The organism is Telmatobacter sp. DSM 110680 (assembly GCF_039994875.1).
Classification (GTDB): Bacteria; Acidobacteriota; Terriglobia; order Terriglobales; family Acidobacteriaceae; genus Telmatobacter.
Map to the genome: position 1 here is coordinate 1,748,541 of NZ_CP121196.1, position 18,036 is coordinate 1,766,576.

At 53.7% G+C, this 18,036-nt stretch carries 10 protein-coding genes and 1 tRNA gene; 4 read left to right on the forward strand and 7 right to left on the reverse strand.

Going from position 1 to position 18,036, the window contains the following annotated elements; genetic code table 11:
• Positions 1 to 5 precede the first annotated feature (5 nt).
• The 5 genes from P8935_RS07185 to P8935_RS07205 all read right to left on the reverse strand — a co-directional run bounded on the left by P8935_RS07185 (position 6) and on the right by P8935_RS07205 (position 12,443).
• On the reverse strand, positions 6 to 392 hold the full coding sequence (locus tag P8935_RS07185; protein WP_348264310.1) for a response regulator: 387 nt from the start codon (positions 390 to 392) through the stop codon (positions 6 to 8).
• 5 nt (positions 393 to 397) lie between these two features.
• Positions 398 to 5,422 carry a GAF domain-containing protein gene (locus tag P8935_RS07190; protein ID WP_348264311.1) on the reverse strand — a complete coding sequence of 1,675 codons (5,025 nt, stop codon included), beginning with the start codon at positions 5,420 to 5,422 and terminating at the stop codon, positions 398 to 400.
• Between the two features lie 219 nt (positions 5,423 to 5,641).
• Positions 5,642 to 7,888: an alpha-galactosidase gene (locus tag P8935_RS07195; protein WP_348264312.1), complete on the reverse strand. Its 2,247-nt coding sequence runs from the start codon at positions 7,886 to 7,888 to the stop codon at positions 5,642 to 5,644.
• A 14-nt stretch (positions 7,889 to 7,902) separates the two neighbouring features.
• A complete protein-coding gene (locus tag P8935_RS07200; protein WP_348264313.1) occupies positions 7,903 to 10,500 on the reverse strand; it encodes a hypothetical protein in 2,598 nt (865 codons plus the stop codon).
• A 125-nt stretch (positions 10,501 to 10,625) separates the two neighbouring features.
• Positions 10,626 to 12,443: a CRTAC1 family protein gene (locus P8935_RS07205; RefSeq protein ID WP_348264314.1), complete on the reverse strand. Its 1,818-nt coding sequence runs from the start codon at positions 12,441 to 12,443 to the stop codon at positions 10,626 to 10,628.
• A gap of 150 nt (positions 12,444 to 12,593) precedes the next feature.
• Between P8935_RS07205 and P8935_RS07210 the strand changes: the two genes are divergently transcribed.
• Positions 12,594 to 14,645 (forward strand): hypothetical protein, encoded by a 2,052-nt coding sequence (locus P8935_RS07210; protein ID WP_348264315.1) that lies wholly within the window; start codon positions 12,594 to 12,596, stop codon positions 14,643 to 14,645.
• Between the two features lie 75 nt (positions 14,646 to 14,720).
• Here the strand turns inward: P8935_RS07210 and P8935_RS07215 are convergent.
• Positions 14,721 to 14,798, reverse strand: a tRNA-Glu gene (locus tag P8935_RS07215).
• Positions 14,799 to 14,968: 170 nt separating this feature from the next.
• On the opposite strand from P8935_RS07215, the gene P8935_RS07220 reads away from it, so the two are divergent.
• From P8935_RS07220 to P8935_RS07230, 3 genes are all read left to right on the forward strand, one after another.
• Positions 14,969 to 16,180, forward strand: a complete 1,212-nt coding sequence (locus P8935_RS07220; RefSeq protein WP_348264316.1) for a tyrosine-type recombinase/integrase — start codon at positions 14,969 to 14,971, stop codon at positions 16,178 to 16,180.
• A 105-nt stretch (positions 16,181 to 16,285) separates the two neighbouring features.
• Positions 16,286 to 16,936, forward strand: coding sequence for a hypothetical protein (locus tag P8935_RS07225; RefSeq protein ID WP_348264317.1), 651 nt, complete (start codon positions 16,286 to 16,288; stop codon positions 16,934 to 16,936).
• Between the two features lie 99 nt (positions 16,937 to 17,035).
• A complete protein-coding gene (locus P8935_RS07230; RefSeq protein ID WP_348264318.1) occupies positions 17,036 to 17,725 on the forward strand; it encodes a hypothetical protein in 690 nt (229 codons plus the stop codon).
• A 35-nt stretch (positions 17,726 to 17,760) separates the two neighbouring features.
• Here P8935_RS07230 and P8935_RS07235 read toward each other — a convergent pair whose 3' ends face one another.
• On the reverse strand, positions 17,761 to 17,931 hold the full coding sequence (locus P8935_RS07235; RefSeq protein ID WP_348264319.1) for a hypothetical protein: 171 nt from the start codon (positions 17,929 to 17,931) through the stop codon (positions 17,761 to 17,763).
• Positions 17,932 to 18,036 lie beyond the last annotated feature (105 nt).

An 18,036-nucleotide genomic window follows, 5' to 3' on the forward strand; every position in this document is an offset into this window, starting at 1 on the left:
AGGCTTCACAATCCCGGTGACGGCAAACCTAAAATGGTGCGGGCTTCGGCGACCAGAGCATCCGGATCGAACGGCTTGGTCATGTAGCGATCGGCTCCCACCTCGTTACCCCGCTGCCGATCAAACTCCTGGCCTTTCGCGGTTAACAGGATGATGTGAATGTGGCTCATCCCCAATTCATTTTTGACGGCATTGCAAACATCGAATCCGTTCTTCTTGGGCATCATCACGTCAAGAAAAACAAGATTCGGCTGCTCCACGCGAATCGTCTCAAGCGCCTCATCGCCGTTGCTTGCCGTGAACAAATCAACGCCTTCGAACTCGAGCTCTTCCAGGGACTGCTGGATCAGCGTGCGCAAGTGAGGTTCGTCGTCAACGATAAGAATTTTCATAGTGTTCATTGATAGATAAGGAAGAGTACGTTCTCCATGCCTTTCTCGAAGCGCAATGCGCGTACTGCTTCGTCACTGGACAAGAGGGAGTTCAAAATAATGATGTCGGGTTTCGCCAGAACCGCGCGCGAGACTAGTTCAGATCCATTGCTTTCTACTACCTGGTATCCACGAGCCTCAAGAACATCGGTGATCGTGCGAATGGTCGAGGTGTCTTCATCCACTACCATCACCTTCTTTTTTGACTTCCCCTGGTCAAGCAAAGCGTCCACTTCATGGAAAAGCGAGGCAGTATCGATGGGCTTGGTGAGATAACGATCAACGCCAAGCCTGAAGCCCCTCTCCTTATCTTCGACAATGGAGAGAATGATGATGGGAATGTCCATGGTGATGGGATCGTTCTTCAATACAGCCGCCACATCAAATCCATTCATCTCCGGCATCATGACGTCGAGAATGACAAGGCCAGGCGTTTCTTCGCGAATGAGCGCCAAGGCCTTACGGCCGTCTTCGGCAAGTCGCACGGTGTACCCGGCTTCAGTAAGTTCCTGCTGCAGCAATGAGCGGATGTTCGGATCATCGTCGACAACCAAAACTGATTTATCGTGCGGCTGATGGGTAGCGACCCGATCGCGTAGTTGGCGGACGAGAGATTCGATATCCACAGAGCGCCGCCGTGGGATCGCATCAATTGCCGCAGCAGTGGTAAGGATCGGCAATGAGAATGAGAACGTGCTGCCATGGCCGGGCTCACTTTCAACCCAGATGCGACCTCCGTGATATTCCACGATCTCTTTGCAAATTGGCAGACCTAGTCCAGTGCCTTTTGGCTTGTCCGTCAGCGTGTCGCCCACTTGCTTGAATTTTTCGAAGACTTTAGGCTGGTCGCCTGCAGCGATGCCAATGCCGGAATCCTTGACACTCACAATCAATTCGTCTCCGTGTCGGTGCGCAGAACAAGTCACCGAACCTGCATCGGTGAATTTCACGGCATTCGAAATGAGATTGATTACAACTTGGATGAGCCGATCCTGATCCCCCGTGCAACTGGGCAGCTCAGGTTCGATTTCGCGAACGAGTCGCAGTTTCTTAGCTTCGAATAGTGAAGAGGTGGCCGCGGTCGCGCGCTCCAGGACATCCGAAATTGAGACGTTTGCCATGTTCCAGGTGAACTTGCCGGCTTCGATCTTCGCCAAATCGAGCACATCATCAATCAGCTTGGTAAGGCGCTCGCCTTCGCTTACCACAACATCAAGATTCTCGATCACCTGGCGTTTGGTTTGTTCGACCTTGAGCCCGTCAGAAGGAATGAGTGGGAACAACCGCTCCTCGAGTCGACGGCGAATGATCTTCGCGAATCCGAGCACTGAAGTCAGCGGCGTGCGCAGCTCATGGCTGACCGTAGAAAGGAAGGAACTCTTAGCCGCATCGGCCTCTTCCGCCACCGCCCTTGCCTGGCTCGCTTCTTCAAAAAGCTTGGCGTTGTGGATCGACACTCCCACCGCGGAAGCGATTGTCGACAGAAGCCGTTGATCGGCTTCTGTAAAACTGCCTTCCTCGTCGGTCGATTGAACGCTGATGACGCCGATGGTCTGGCCGCCCGACGGAATCGGCACGCCAAGATAGGAAGCGCTGTGCCGTCCAATCTGTTCGATACCAAGCTTGGCGCGATTACGATCCATATCCTCGTTGATCAGGAGAGGCTGGCCGGTGCGAATAATCTGCGACGTGATTCCGGTGCCGTAAGGTCGCGGCTGAGCAGCATCTTCGCCAAAGCTGTAAGGGAAGAGCAACGTCATTGTCTTGCGGTCGAGCAGCGACACATAGGCAATGGGCGCGTTGAAGAGTCCACGTACTTGTTCGCCGACAAGCTGGATCAGCCGGTCCTCGTCCAGTTGAGTCGCGAGGGCCTGGGTAATGTGGTTGATCGTGACTAGCTCTGCCGCGCGTTCGCGGACCTCGCGCTCACGCTGATTGATCAGGAGGTAGGCGTTCGCATTGTCCAGGGCAATGGTTGTGTAGGCTGCCAGATTTTCAAGCAGGCTGAGATGCTGCTCGGTGTAGGCATGCTTCTTGAAACTCTGCACGCTCAGGACGCCGAGGATGCGCTCCTGTGCAATCAGCGGCAGGTAGATCATCGATGCCGGTGGTTGAGCGATGCTGCCATCTTCGAGTTCCCTGCTCCCGTGCTCGTATGTGGGAATGTACTTTGAGTACTCCGCCTCTACATCGTTGATCAGGATTGGTTGGCGGTGGTCGATGCACCATACGGCAAATTGGCTCTTATCTTCAGCGGAACGCGTGTAAGGGGCGTAGCGCTTTCCATTCTCAATGGCCAGCGTGTATTCAATGAGTTTTTGTTCCGGTCGATAGAGACCGACACCAAAGATACTTGCATCGACGATCTGGTTTACCCGCTCATATAGCTTGAATAGAATGACATTGAGATCGAGCGAGGCCGTGATTTCCTTGCCGATTTCGCTGAGTAGTTCGATGCTATCTTTTTGCGCAGCAATCTCGGCGGCCTGGGCGCGAATCTCCTGAGTGCGTTCATTGACCGTCGCCTCGAGAGCTTTCGCCTGGGCCTCAAGGGCCTCAGTCTTGCGAAGAGATTTTCTGCGCTCGTATACGCTGATCAGGCGCCAGCCCGCAATGGCGAGGATTATGAACAGGAGGAAATAAATGACATTGGCAACGGTAGTGCGATACCAAGGTGGCTGAATGCTAAAAGCAAACGTACCCTCAGGGCTGATCCGGCCGTCAGCGTCTTTTGAGCGAACACGGAAGCGATAATTCCCGGGACCCAGCCCGCTGTAGTTCGCTTCTTTTTCCTTTTCCCAAACCGACCAATCACGGTCGGCGCCCTCCAGCAGATATTGATAAGTGATTACGCCCGCGTCTCTAAAGCTCGTCGAAGCATACTGGAAGCGCACCGCATCGCTGCCGGGAGGCAGTCGAAGCTCTGCCGCACCCGGTACGGTTGTGCCGCCGTACACGACGTTCGATCCCGCGTTCACCTGCCGAACAAGGGGCGCAGGTTGATCGACCATTGCTGTCTGGAGACGAGGATTGAAGCGAACTAATTCCTCTCCTGCACCCCATACACTGCCGTCCGGATCAACGAATGCTGGAAATAGTTTGAATCGCGTGAGGGGACGGTAGGTATTCTCATCCAGATGCACACTTCCATCGGCATTTTGGAAAATGCGGGCGATCCGTCGACCCTCTGCAGAAGTAGTTTCTGTCCAGATACTTCCGTCCTCGAGCTTAAAGAGGAGCGGGCTGGCGTCGCGAGCGTCGATGGGCAGCAGCAGCTGGTTGTCCACAATAAATTTATGACTTGGAGAATCCCAGCGATAGATATTCTTAACGCGATCGATGAGTGCGTAAACGTTGCCGAGAACAACGCTGACACTTGTTACCCCGTTGGGAACTCCTTCTGCGCCGGACATAACCTCGGCCTTTGAATCCCGCAATCCCGAGGGTGCAACGGTAACGCGAAGCAGCTTGCCTTTTGCTCCCCCAACCCACAGAATTCCGCTCGCCTCTTCAGCCAAGGTTCGAGCTTCGAAAACGGTGTTCGGCAGTCTCCCTTCGTCGATCCACTGATGACCATCCCAGCGCATTGAACCAACGTCGTCGCCGTGGCCAATGAAGACACGTTCCGGCGTCTTTTCCGATTGCCGCAATGTGTATGTCTGCTCATTCAACGAATGAAGAGAGGGCAACGCGGGGACGAGTTGGTTACCCACTACTTTCATAACTCCTTCGCTCGTCGAAGCTAGAAGCTGATCATGTGCAGTTCCCGAAGGGTCCTTGAATACAAGAAGATTGAAGCCCTGCGTTGCACCTCCAATTGAGGCTAGAGAGGGGCGATTGGTGTGCGGATCAAATACCAGCTTTTGAACCGGAACCGAGCCTCCGCCATTGGCGACATACACAGAACCCTGAAACCGGACTGCATCCAATTGGCCGGTGCGGGCGAAGAAGGAGATGGGAGAAGCGATCTCGACCCGGGAGATGCCTTCGGTAGTGCCAATCCAAAGCGCGCCGTCCCGATCCTCGAATGCGCTTAGAGCGTCGGGGTCAAGCAGGCCATCCGCGACGTCGATGATCTGCCGAAGGCTGCCGTCATGACGCAGAACGACGACACCACCGGTCAGAGTAGTAATGCAGATGCTTCCATCTTTCAAGAATGTCGAAGTGTAGACCTTGTACTTCTTCAGATAGTCGTCCGCCTGGGTGACGAACGGAGTCGATTTTTGCCCGTCGTAAAGCGAGAGCATGCCATCGCGTGCAGACACAAGCATGTGGCCGTCGTCATACGCATTCAAAAACAGCTTGTTCGCATCCCGATAAGCTTCGCCGCCCGGAAGGTTCTTCAGATCGTCGCCAACAATTTCCTGAAGGCCGATTCCATTCTGCGCGGTGTAGAGGTGCCCACGCACAAAAGAGAGAGCTTGAAACCTCGTTCCGTCAGAAGGCCGCCATGCATGCATGCCGTGGCCATCCCAGCGGAAGAGCATCTCGAAAGTACGAAAAAATATTCCTTGTGGCGTAACTACCGTCTGCCATACATCGGTAAAATTGCGGTCTTTCTCCGGGACTTTGTCGAACAACGAGACGTAGTGCAGGGTTCCCGAGGCGTCCGGATCTAGGTAGCCAAATCCTCCATTGCCGCCCAACCAGATCTTGCCGGAGTCATCGATAGCTAGAGACCGTACGATCTCCATGGCGGTGTCAATCTTTCGCCAGGAGACCCCGTCGTACTCCAGCACGTCTCCGCCGGACACGCCGAAGTACATGAGCCCCCGGCGATCCTGAACGATCGTCCACACCTGCCCATAGGCATTGAACTCATCATGTGAATGCGATTCGAGCACCGGCATTCCAACCTCTGTCTTTTGCGGAGCAGAAGAGGAGGTCGGCGCGGTCGAGACAGCTCCCTTCGCGCAGGTGACGGAGACAAATGCCAGAGCCAGACAAACCAGAAAAGGAGTGCGCGGGCGAACGATCAGTCGCGAAGTCAAGGAGCTTTCCAATGTGTGTATACCGATGGGGAGACGTGTTATCCGAAGGGGGAACAGGCCGATATTAATATGACGACGGGGCTAAGTCGAGCAATATCTGCGCGCGATCCCCATTTTGGTTGCAGATTCTGCTGTCAATTTGTTGCATCTTGCTTGCTTGAACGGTGGTGGCGTACTCTGACGGAAACTCGACGAACACTGCTGAGGAAACAGTACGGTTCACTTCTGAATTTGCTGAGAGTGCGTTTCTTCCAAAAATGCCAACTCTGAACTCAAGGGTTGCGGCAGACTAACCAATATTCCGACGCTCATCAATTCCTGACCCGTAACGTCACGATCCGGCATGGTTCCATCCTCAAAATGAACTCGGTAACGCTTGCCCGGTTCCAGACCGGCCAGCACAAACCGATGCTCCGTTTCGTTTGGAATCGATCCTCGAAAGACAAACGCCACACCTCTGCGACGGGCCGGGTCCCAATACTCCATTCCATCCCAGTGCACTCCATCGGGTCTTTCCGAAATATGGTAGAGACGAGCATCGCGTATCAGCGGCCGCAACTTCTCTTTGTAAATCATGAAGGCGTGCCGGGCTGCTGCGTGCTGCTGGGGCGACCAGGCAGTCGTATCGAGCATGATGCTCATCCAACCCATCATTCCGCTGCGCAGCATGTAGAGAAAATTCTCCAGGCGGGGCGTGGTCCATTTTTCTACGTAACTTTCCAGCATGGCCGGTGGCAGGACGTGGCTCGTGTCGTAGAAAGCGCGTCGATTGGAAAGGGGATCATAGGTGTCAGTGATGGAGAAGTAGTCCCCATGTGCCGCCGATCCAAAGTCCACCATGCGACCGCCGTCATTGCAAATCTCGAACAAAAGTCCCGGATGCTCGCGGCGCAAGCGTTCGTAGATGTCGTAATACGCTCGAACCGAGTGATAGCTCACGTCGGTGGAATTTGAGCCCAATGCGAATTCGAAGCCCGAATCGTGATCGATCTTGAGGGTGCTCATATTGGGTGGAGTGTGCGGATGATCTTTTCTGGTGCAGCCTTCTGCGACCAGGTAGCCATCGTGCTCCAACATGTCGAGGTGATAGCTCTCCACAATTCGCTTTACTTCCGCAGCCGCATAGCTATGCGCTGCGGGAACGCCCAGGTCAATGGTCTGTCCCTTGAATTCCTCTGGCTTCCAGTCTGCGCTCACATCATCGATCAGCCAGTCACGCACCTTGGTGTCGCGAACGTTCAAGGCGCCCGGCGTGTTATCCACACCAGCCTGGCTCCAATCAACCCAGATTCCAAACCGCAAGCCCTGCCGGTGGGCTTCATCCGCGATGGCGGCTAGTCCGTGGGGAAATTTTTTCGGGTCAGGATACCAATCACCCACTCCGCGAAACCATCCGGCATCAAGATGAAACATCTCCAGGCCCAGTTCACGCGAGTCCGCAATCATGCGTAGCGCGAGAGGCTCGTCGACCTGCATTCCGCTTCCCCAACTGTTATTTACCATCAGTGGATACTGCGGGTCTTTCCATGTAAGCGGATTTCCAAGAACAGTTCGCACCCAGGGACGCAGTTGATTCCCGGCGTCATCCGGACCACCTATGAACGCGCCGAGAAAGACTGTCGGTGTCTCAAAACTTTCGCCGGGTTGAACTCTCGTCTGAAACGGTCCTAACTCATCATTTAATCCCAGGCGACTCTCAATCTTGTTTCCGACTCGGTTCAGAGTAATTCGGGTGCGTCCACTGAATTCGATGCCGGCATACCATCCTGCTCGAGCTTCGTTGCGGGAATATATAAAGAACGCGGGAATGATCTCGCGCCCTTCTCCGGAGACCGGATGCGCATAGGTCGACGATCGGCCGATCCAACGATAGCCGTCTTCGACTGATTCTTCATGGGTGCCCTGATTCGATGGGGTGTCTGCGCCCTTCTCTACATAGAAATTCCACAAATTGGCGTCCGGCGAGTATTGCCAACTGACGTCGAGGCTGTCGATCAAGGGCAGCCAGATCTCCTTTGTGCCACGATTCTCAACGATGATGCGATGTTCAAAGGGGCCAAACCCAGCGCGAGCATCCCACTGCCAACGCAGACGCAGCCCCACCTCTGCACATTCGTAAACAAATTCCAGATGCCGCGCGCTGACGATCCCAAGTTTGGGTTTTAGCTGCCACCTTACAGGAACTGGAGCGCCATTGATAAATACGTTCGCAGGGAGCGTCTCTTTCTGCTCATTGCGCAAAGCGGGTCTACCGGTTCGCTTAAGACTCGTCAGAATTGGAGCGCTGCGGGTTGCGCTCACTTCAATTTGCGCGTCTGAAGTCCTCAACGTGGCGACAGGATCTGGTGACTGTGCGTATGCGTTGCACGAAAGACACGAACCGCTCACCGCAACCACACATAAGAGGACTCGCCCGGCAACACTGGGAAGCCGCACAAATTCTTTCTCATCCTCAACGACGTGCATAAGAAACTCCCGAATCACGGCTTGAACTCGACGGTTGCACGCGCCCTTCGATAAGGACCTGATCCGGCAGGCGATGCGGCGAAGGTCAAATCTATCGCGCTGTCTTCCAGGGTTTGTGCCACGACACCCTGTACGCTTGCGATGGTCCATCCCGTTTGAAGACCCACGTGAGAATTTCGATCTGAAGGCACGTCCGCAATCAGAGTAAGAATATTTCGTTGCAACTGAAAGCTCACGAGACGAATGCCGGTATCTGGATCTCCGAGAAGTGGGCGTGGCCGCTCGGGAACGATCGAAACACCTCCTCGCCATTCAACTTCGATCTCGCTCTGTCCGTGAGGTGCATCGAGAGCAATCCTGGCCTCAGTCTGCTGCGGAAAGTTCTCCACCCTAACGGCAATTGGTCGATGGTTGAAAACCGCCTGCCCGATCGTCGCGCCGAGAGGGATGTCGGGAGTGAAGTCGAATTTGAACGGCGCACCAGGGTTCTCAATCGTCAATTTGAGTCCGTTAGCCTTGCGATGCAACTCAATCGCAATCGAGTTGTGGGACACACCTATGTTTCTCAAAGAGACATTGGCCCAATTTGCCGGCAGGCGCGGAGCAAACGAAAGATGGTTATTGATGGAGTCCACTTGCAAGCCGAGCAATCCGTGAACCGTGGCATCGAGAAATCCCGCGGAAGACCAGGTCTGCTCCGGCACAGACTCGATTTGCGGGCGATAAAAGTTTCCGGCCAGTACCTCCGGCATATGACCAGGAGAATCAAGCGAGCCGAGCGGAAGGAGAGTCATCCACAGACTCAGTCCGGAAACCGGGCGATGCTCTGACCAGAATGTTTCGGCCAGTGCAGCTGTGCCTACTGGCCACACACTCCCTTTCGCGTAGGAATCGGGATCGAAGCCCGCAGAGCCAGCGCCAATGCCACGCGTGCCCCAATCGGTCTGAAACGAATTTGACGCCAGTTGATCCAGGACAACGCTGGTCTGTTCAGGGCCGAAGAGATGTAAGCTCAGAGCTTCTCCCGGGCCACTGCGCTGTTCCGCCATATCCTTTCCTGACAAATCGTGGCCACTGATCCAGAAGGACGTTTCGGAACTCCAATAGCGGCTGCCGATGGAATTTCGAGCGCGGCCACTAGCTTTCGAGGCTTCGGCCGCAAGAGAATTGTGACCGGTGATCGTCGCCAGATGAGCAAATGCCGTGCTGGCTGTGACCCAACTGGTGGAGAGCCCGAGATCATCCGACATCCGATCCTGTTCATTGCCTCCCTCTTTGTCAGCAGGGATGCGTGGAAGCGCCGTCGCGGGATCAATCACCGAACGGCAATATCGATATGCCGCTTCAATTTCATCCCAATGCTGATTTGCGAACCCTGAATCTCCAGAAGCATCCACATAGCTAGCCAATGTGCCGAGAAACTGGAACGTGACATCAACATGGACAAACATGTAGGGATACTTTCCGCCCCAATCAATGAAGTGTGCACTTTGCGAAAGCTCGTGCCAGATCATCCCTGTTTTGCGGTCTTGATAACGAAGAATGAACTCCAACTCGGCGCGAGCCTGCGCAAGATCGCCGGCGCTCATGGCTCCCTGTGCAGCCACCATTCCATCTCCGGCAAAGAACCACTCGTACTGCGGCCGGCGCGTACCCCGCGTAGCTCCGTATCCAGCGACGTATCCACATCCAAGGTCCAGATTGCATACCCATGCCTGATCGATCGCAATTTCTGCCCAGGCAATTGCCTTATTCGCTTCGCTATCCGGCGTCTCGATGCGCAGATCCCTTTCAGTGACCTCGCGAAAATGAGTTGCTGCCTCTGCTTCAAGTGATTCCCGATCGCGAATGAGTTGATTGAAAAGCGATCCCGAATCGGCATGCGGCGAGTTGAGAGTAATGAATAGCCTTGCAATCCCGGAATGACCTGGGCGCAAAGTTAACCCAATTCCTGCCTGGCTCGCATCATGAATTGCGCTGTTGCTTGGATTGTCGTGCGCTACGATGTCCGGTGAGCCGACTGTCGCTGAATATCGGTTCTCTGGCTCAGACAAAACAAACGCAGACAGCGATGAATTCCAGGCGTAGGACTGTCCACCGACGCCGGCAGGCCACATCAGGTTCATTACTGGAATGGCACGTACTTCAATGTCGATCGACTTCGCGCCCTCAACGGAGTAGCTCAGGATTGCTCCCGGGTGATCCAGGGGAACAAATAACGTCTCGCGAACGATGAAGTCCGGACCAAGATAGGTGCACGTCACCGACTCTGGCTTGTATGTGACTCGGCTAAGAAGATCCTTACCATTGATTGCGGCAGTCGATCCCTGCGGGCGAAACGCGACGCTATAGCCGCTCAGAATCTGGAATGGATAGGCCCAAACCTCCATCCCCTCCGATACATATCCCTGGATGAGAGAGCGCCGACCATGCACGGCAATGAAGCGATGTGGCGCGAACGTTTCTGTATCCAGCACCAAGATAGCTTCTGTGCGGGAGCTCGACGCTGGTTGCTGACCACGCGCAAAGAGGAGGTTTGCCGCGAGGTTCGTTACCATCCCGACGAGAAGGAGAACTCTACCCGCGTTGACTGTCCATCGAGATTCGTACATCCCATCTCCAAGCAGCGAGGCCATCCAGTAAGACCAGATTAGCTGCGCCGGGCACGCCAGTTCAGGAGTTTCCAGAGAACTCGCAGATTAACATCCAGATACTATCGAACTCCGGGCGTCGACGATTATGGTGTACGGTTGGGAGGCGAAGGAAGCGAGGAGATCTTTCGTATGGCTTCACCTTCTTTGACTTCGTAAATGGCGTCTGCTTTCACATCGTGAAATTCCTGAACCTGCCCGCTTGGCCACCGCACCTCAACCTTCTTCATCACGGCATCGTTGCCCAGGCCGAAGTGTAAGCGCGAATCGCTTGTAGACAGGTAACTACTTCCCGCGCGGACTTCATCCACTTGCGTCATCGACGGACTCGTTACAATGACGCGCGCCCCGATCGCGGACCGGTTGCTCTTCACGCCTACAAGCCGGATAAGCACTCGGTGGTTTTCGTTACGACCGTCGTTGAGAAACAGGGACGGCGGCCGCCCAACATTGAAGACAACAACGTCGAGGTTGCCATCATTATTGATATCTCCAACAGCAGTGCCGCGTCGCGATTCCATGGGCCCGTCATTCAGGCCGGAGGCATCTGCAATTTCACCGAAGGTTCGGTCGCCCTGATTGCGAAATAGTTGAATTGGCTCCGCGAATCGTGGTTCCTCCGGCACATTGTCCAACAACGATGAAAAATTCCCTGAAGCCATCAAGATATCGGGCCATCCATCGTTGTCAAAGTCGCCAAAGCTTGTTCCCCACTTCACAGGTGCGAATGTTTTAGCTGCGATCCCCGTCTTCGGAGCGATATCAAAAAACGGAGCTCCACCCTGGTTCCGGTAAAGGCTGGCAGGCTGACGGCCGTATCGGGTAACAAAGAGATCAAGCTTGCCGTCGTGATCGAAATCGCCATAATCGACGGCCATGTTGCCATAGATCTGGCCGTTGTCTCCCGCTGCGGTCCCCGACAGAATTCCAACATCCTCAAAGGTTCCGTTTCCAAGGTTGTGATAGAGGAAGTTATATCCGTCGTCGTTAGTTACAAAAAGATCAGGCCACCCATCACCGTCGTAATCGCCCCACGCGACACCCATCCCGTGAAGTTTCTGAGGATCATTCACTCCCGCCTTCGCGGATACATCTTCGAAGGTCCCGTCGCCGCGGTTTCTGAAGAGAAAGTCGGTTTCTCCCTCCATCACATCTGGCAATTGGACCAGCACGCCCTTGTAGGCGAAAGAAGTTGGCGGCGGCAAATGACGAATATCGGTCGAAACATATCGAGCGACAAAAAGGTCAACGTAACCGTCACGATCATAGTCGGCCCAGGCGGCGCCCGCGCTGAATCCTCCCACCGCTAAACCGGCCTTCTCCGTAACGTCTTGAAATTTGCAGCCGCCCATATTGCGATAGAGCACATTGTGTCCGTATCCGGTCACGTAGAGGTCTGGCAATCCATCATTGTCGAAGTCGGCAACTGCAAGACCTGTTGCCCACCGTTTCGTAAGCAGGCCCGAAGATTTCGTGACATCTGTGAAATGGGTCGTTGCGGAGTTGCTGTCCTGCTGATAGAGCGTGACCATCAGATCGCCACCTTTAAGGTATTGGTCGATCGACGAGTCATTGACAACCGCAATGTCGAGTTTGCCGTCGTTATTGCAATCAAAGAGCGCGACACCACCGCCGCTCATGGTGTCGACGATATAACGCCTCTCTGTCGTCGTTCGAGGCATGGTGGTAAGCCCAACTTGCCTGGCGATATCGCGAAAATGGATGGGTGATTTGGCGCGAGACGCCGAAGAGCTTGTCGCTGATTTTGCATTGGTGGGTTTCGCGTTAGAAGATGTGCTGACGATTGCTTTCGACTCGAGGTTATTAGCTGTGGGAGACATCTGAGGACCCGCTCGAAGCGTCACCGCGATCCAAAGAAACGCAATCAGGAAGCGAACCTTCATTCAGTGAACTTTAACACGCTAAACACTCATCAATCCTCGATGTGATCTATGGTTAGCGCTTCAAGAAACATCAAAAAGTAGCCAGTGTGGCGCTTCAGAAATTAACCTGTGATCGCTTGCTCACGGTGGCTTAGGAGAAGGTGAAAAACAATGCAAGGCAAGATTCGCAATCTGGCGGTCTGCGCAATTTTGTTTTCAATGATGGTTATGGTCGAAGGACAGGACAAGCCATTCGCTCCCATATCCATTCTTGACATTCCCACCATCGCTGGACGCCCCGTGCAACTCGATGCAAAGGGCAAACTGTTGCCCTGGCCAATGCCAGACAATATTGGCTACTCCTATTCGTCTTACGTCCTGAGCCAATGGACGATTGTGTGGGATCAGTACAATCGTCAGCGCCTCCCTTATTACTACTGCTGTTTCGATTTCGATCGCACCACTTTTGAGCTGCAACCTGATCCGCACTGGGCTAATTCCACCGGCTACCTGCGCGCAATGATGGAAGGATTCATTGAGCGCTTGTACCCCTACACGGCAAACACGCAAACGCTGACTTTTCTTCAGTCATTCGTTGACTACGAGTTGGAACACGGACTTACGCCCGAAGGGTACGCGTGGTCGCAGGTGCCTTATGCCTCGGCGAATCCCGGAGCGGAACGATACAGCGGATGGAGCAATCTGGGCGAAGACTACATCGAGCCGCACGTCGTGGGTGAAGACGGCTACGCGTACCTCAGGCTCTATGAATTGACCGGGAATACGAAGTATCTGCGCGCTGCCATCCGGTGCGCAGAGGCCCTCGTGAAGAATTGGACGCCCGGAGACGCGGAACATTCTCCGTGGCCAGTGCGCTGCTACGCGCGTGACGGCAAGGCGCCCGGTGGGCCCATGGGACCCTACTCGGCCAACGTGGTTGAGCCCATGATGCTCTTCGATGAACTCATTCGCATCAAGCAAGGCAACGTGTCCGACTATCAGCGCGTGCGTTCGGCCGTGTGGGAATGGTTCAAGACGTATCCCCTCGCACACAATGTCTGGGTCGGATACTTCGAAGACACCGTCCCCAGCATGGGGAACATGAACCAGGTGATTCCGTTGGAATTCGCTCGCTATGTCCTGCTGCATCCCGAAAGGGACCCTGACTGGCGCGAGCATGCAAGAAAGTTGATCGAATGGGTGAAGACGACTCCGAAATGGCCCAAGTATGTGGTACACGGCGCGACCATTACAACGGAACAGGGCAATGGCAAAGAATATTGCTGCAACGATCCAGGTCAATGCTGCGACAGCCATACATCGCGTCTTGCCGCGGTTGAGGCTCTTTACTATGCGAAAACCGGGGACGTCGCTTACCGCGACGAAGCTTATCGCTCGTATAACTGGGTCACTTACTTTCAGGGCCTCTCTTCGGCGGCGCACAGTCCGTTTGCCGCGCAATGGTGGTTCACCGATGAGTTCGCTGACGGCCCGCGCCGCATGATGGATGCTTTCTGGGCCGTGCCGGAATGGGCGCCGGCAGAGGAATCGCATCTGCTCGGCTCGAGTTCTGTCGTGACTGGAATCCACTACGGCAAAGGCTCGGTGACTTACTCAACCTTCGATCTTGAAAGTGATGACGTTCTGCGCATCGACTTTGTCCCGCAGTTCATCAACGCCGACGGAAAGCCGATGGCGCGACACACTGATCTTAACCAGGCCGGTTTCACCTTCGATGAGAAGACGCGCGTACTACGCATTCGCCACGTAGACGCCCGCAGCATCGACATCCAGGGTGAGGATGGATCGCCGTCGGCGCGGATGGTGACCTTCGATGATCCGCATCTTCCCACAGGAACTGTGATCAAGGGAGAGTACCCTGCGGGCGTCATCGAGTGGGGAGAGAATCAGTGGGCCATGCATGTCCCGCAAGGCAAATTTGGCACGTTCAACCTTGCTCTCGCCGATCCCAGTGAGCACCATGCGGAGTTCCAGTTCTACTGGCCGCGTTACTTCGTTGGTTTGGATGTGTATAACGGCGGACCTCAAGATGCCACCGTAACCATTCGCTGCCCCGAGATGCGCGAAGTGACATATACCGTAAAGTCCGGCGAACTTCGGCGACTCAGAACCAATTGGCCCGACCGCAGTTCTAGAGTGTCCTTCGAATTTCAAAACGGCGAAGGCCTGCTCTTCGACAACCTCGCTTTTCGCGCGGACTAAAAATCAGCGCAAACAGAAGACACGGCAGGCACGTGACGAGAATTCCAGGGACGTGGAGAGGTTATTGATCTTATTTGGCGTCCCCGACGGGATTTGAACCCGTGTTATCGCCGTGAAAGGGCGGTGTCCTAGGCCGGGCTAGACGACGGGGACGCTGGCCAATAACTATAAACACTTTGAAAACAGTAGTCTAAAAAAACTCCTCCTTGCTTTCGTTCACAAATAGCATTAAATTCCTGTGTGGTATTGCCCTATAATTGCCCTACGGTTTCCTGATGCCACGAACACGTCAAGACTCTCGAATCAATTCACGCTCCGCGCGAGTGAAACTGAAGCCCACCACAAGACCAGGGGCGGAGCCGTATTGGTGTGCCATCTCTAGGGGGCTTGCAATCGGCTACAGAAAAGGCACGAACGGCGGAACATGGATCGCTCGGCACTTCGCCGTCGGAACAGGCAGGAGGAAGGCATCTTTAGGCGTCGCTGACGATCACGAGGATGCTGATGGTATTCGCGTCCTGTCATTCGACCAAGCACAAGAACGCGCACGGACATGGGTTTCTCGGATGGTGCAAGAGGAAAACGGCGAGATTGCCAGCGGTCCGTATACGGTAGCAGAAGCAATGGCGGATTATGTGAACGACCGTTTCAAAGTGAAGCGCAAGCCACAGAACCGCACGAAGGCAATAATCAATGCGCACATTATCCCAGCCCTCGGACACATCGATGTGTCCAAGCTGAGAATCGGAACAGTGAAGGCATGGCGCGACAGTCTTGCAGAGAAACCCCCACGGCTCAGGACGAAGCGGGGGAAGAAGCAAGCGTACCGGGGATTTGACGAAGGTGATGTAGACGCCATGCGCAAGCGTCAAGCCACGGCGAACCGGATTCTCACTGTGCTCAAGGCTGCTTTGAATTTCGCAAAATCAGAAGGTCGCATCGGAACTGATCTTGCTTGGAAAGATGCGAAGCCGTTTCGTAAGGTTGACGTACCAAAAATTAGATTCCTCACGGATGATGAGGTGAAGTCTCTCATAAGCCACTGTGAGCCGGACTTTGCATTGCTAGTCAAAGGGGCGTTACTGACTGGTGCGAGATATGGTGAATTGACCGCGCTCCGGGTTGAAAACGTCGATTTAGGTGGACAACAAATCTACGTTGCGGAAAGCAAAAATGGTGACTCTCGCTATGTTGATTTGAATAATGAGGGGGTCGAATTGTTTAGGCAAGTAATCGCAGGACGAGACGCCAAAGAACATGTGTTCGTTCGTAGCAACTCAAAGCCGTGGAAGACATCGGAGCAATTCAGGCCAATGAACGCGGCATGTGAAGCTGCGAAAATCGAAGAGTGTACGTTTCATATACTCAGACACACTTACGCAAGCCATGCTGTAATGGCAGGTCTGCCCATCGCGGTCTTGGCGGAACATCTCGGACACAAGGACACACGAATCACAGAACGACATTATGCGCATTTCTCGCAGGGATACAGACAGATGATGGTAAGACAGAAGGCGCCGGGGTTTGGCTTTTAACGTGCGTTCGATCGTTCAGGCTTGAATGCAGTGCGGCGCTTCGAGTGATATGACTGCGAATCAGATGGGACACCCAAATCAATATGAGAGCGAGAAGACACCCAAATGGCGAAGACTAAGAACGAACCGAAAGCAAACTTTAGGACAACTGATGACACGGATGCAGACCTCGTTTTTACGAGGCTAGACGACAAAGTCGGAATCATCAAAGACAGCATTTTGCGAAGCAGTCGCTTTGGAGTAAAGGACAGCGAAGCATTTGAGAAGCTATGTAAAAGCATTGGACTCGCGGTAAGAAGTGTTGAGTTAGCCGATGAGGAGGGCCTGTCGCATTTCAACTATGAGATCGTCGATGGTTCTGTTCGGACTATCGAACAGAACATGAAGAAGATTGCTTCGTGCCTGAGAAATGGCTCAACTTTCCAAGTAATTTATATTGCCGGCCAAAGAGATGAGGACGTGATCGTTGGCGAGAACTTGGAGTGGAAGATTGTCTCCTTCAATAATTCTGGTCTAGGGTTGACGTTCTCCCAACAGGACATCAATGGCAGTTTCCACTTCTCACTGGATAATTACTTCAAGCCAAAGGCGCATCCGAAACAACTAAACCTGCCATACATCCATTTCGCCAAACCACAGGGGCCAACTAAGAAAGCACTGAAAGCTGGAAGGGATTTCAATGCTGCTTACGCAGCAGAAAAGAAGAAACAAGTAGCAGCAACGAAACGAACAAAGAAGACAAAAGCCAAACGCTAAGGGCGCTTTTGCTTGCGCCGGGACCTTAACGTAGGGAAGCTATCAGATGAGCCGAGTCATTCCTGAAAGAGCAATCGACATGAAATCGGAGGCCGACAAGTGATTGCTGAAATCGAAGCGATGGCACGTGGATTCTACGGCTATGGAAGGTGGGACGCGCCCTACTGGTTCATCGGCCCTGAGCAGGGCGGTGATAATAATGAAATTCGCGGAAAGGCATTCCTGAAGCTGGAGAAAGACGGGCTTTGCGACTGCGAGGAATTTCATAAAGAAATTCGTGAATTTAAATGGCATCGTGAGAGTCCCGCGCTTCAGCCGACTTGGAGACGGTTGATTTTGCTCTTGAAGGCGTTCCGTAATGATTTCTCAACAGAAGAGCTTTCAGACGAAGAGACACTGCGCGGGAGCCTCCGCGATTATCAGCGTGATTATTGGGGAATGAACGACGCAGAAACGTGCGTCATAGAGCTTTCAGGTCTGTCCGCCAAAAATGCTAAGACTGGGGCAACGTATGAGCCGATCAAAGAGAAATATCTCAAAGAGAGAATCGGAACAATTCACACCAAAATTCACCGACAAGAGTTCAAACCCAAAATTGTGATTATGTATGGCTTTGGCGAGAAAGAGCATTGGCCGAAAATCGCTGGTGTTCCTTTTGTTCGCCACCTCGTAGAAAAGCGAGGCCCGACGACTTTTGCTTTCGCAGAGCATCCTAGTGCTCGTTATCAAGAAGACTCATATTGGGTCGAATTGGGGAAGCGGCTGCGCAAAGAATCTGAGCGTCCCTGACTGTCCTTGGACCGATGTGCAGCATTGTTTGCTGTCTATACCTTTTGAGCAGCTTCGCTTTTGCGCTTCTGTGCCTTTGCCATTGCCGCTTGCGCCTTCCTTATTCCAAGGTCAGCGCGTTTGTTCTTCAAACTCTCTTCTTCGTGGTCGATTTGCACTTCTTGAGTCTTCAAAGCGTTCGGTCCAATGACTTCCCATATTCTCATGATGATTGTCTCCTGCTGTATTTACCGAAATCGATTTTCAGACAATTCACACCAGCTCGATTGACAAATCGTCGAATATCTCGGCCCGAGATTCTTCGATAAATC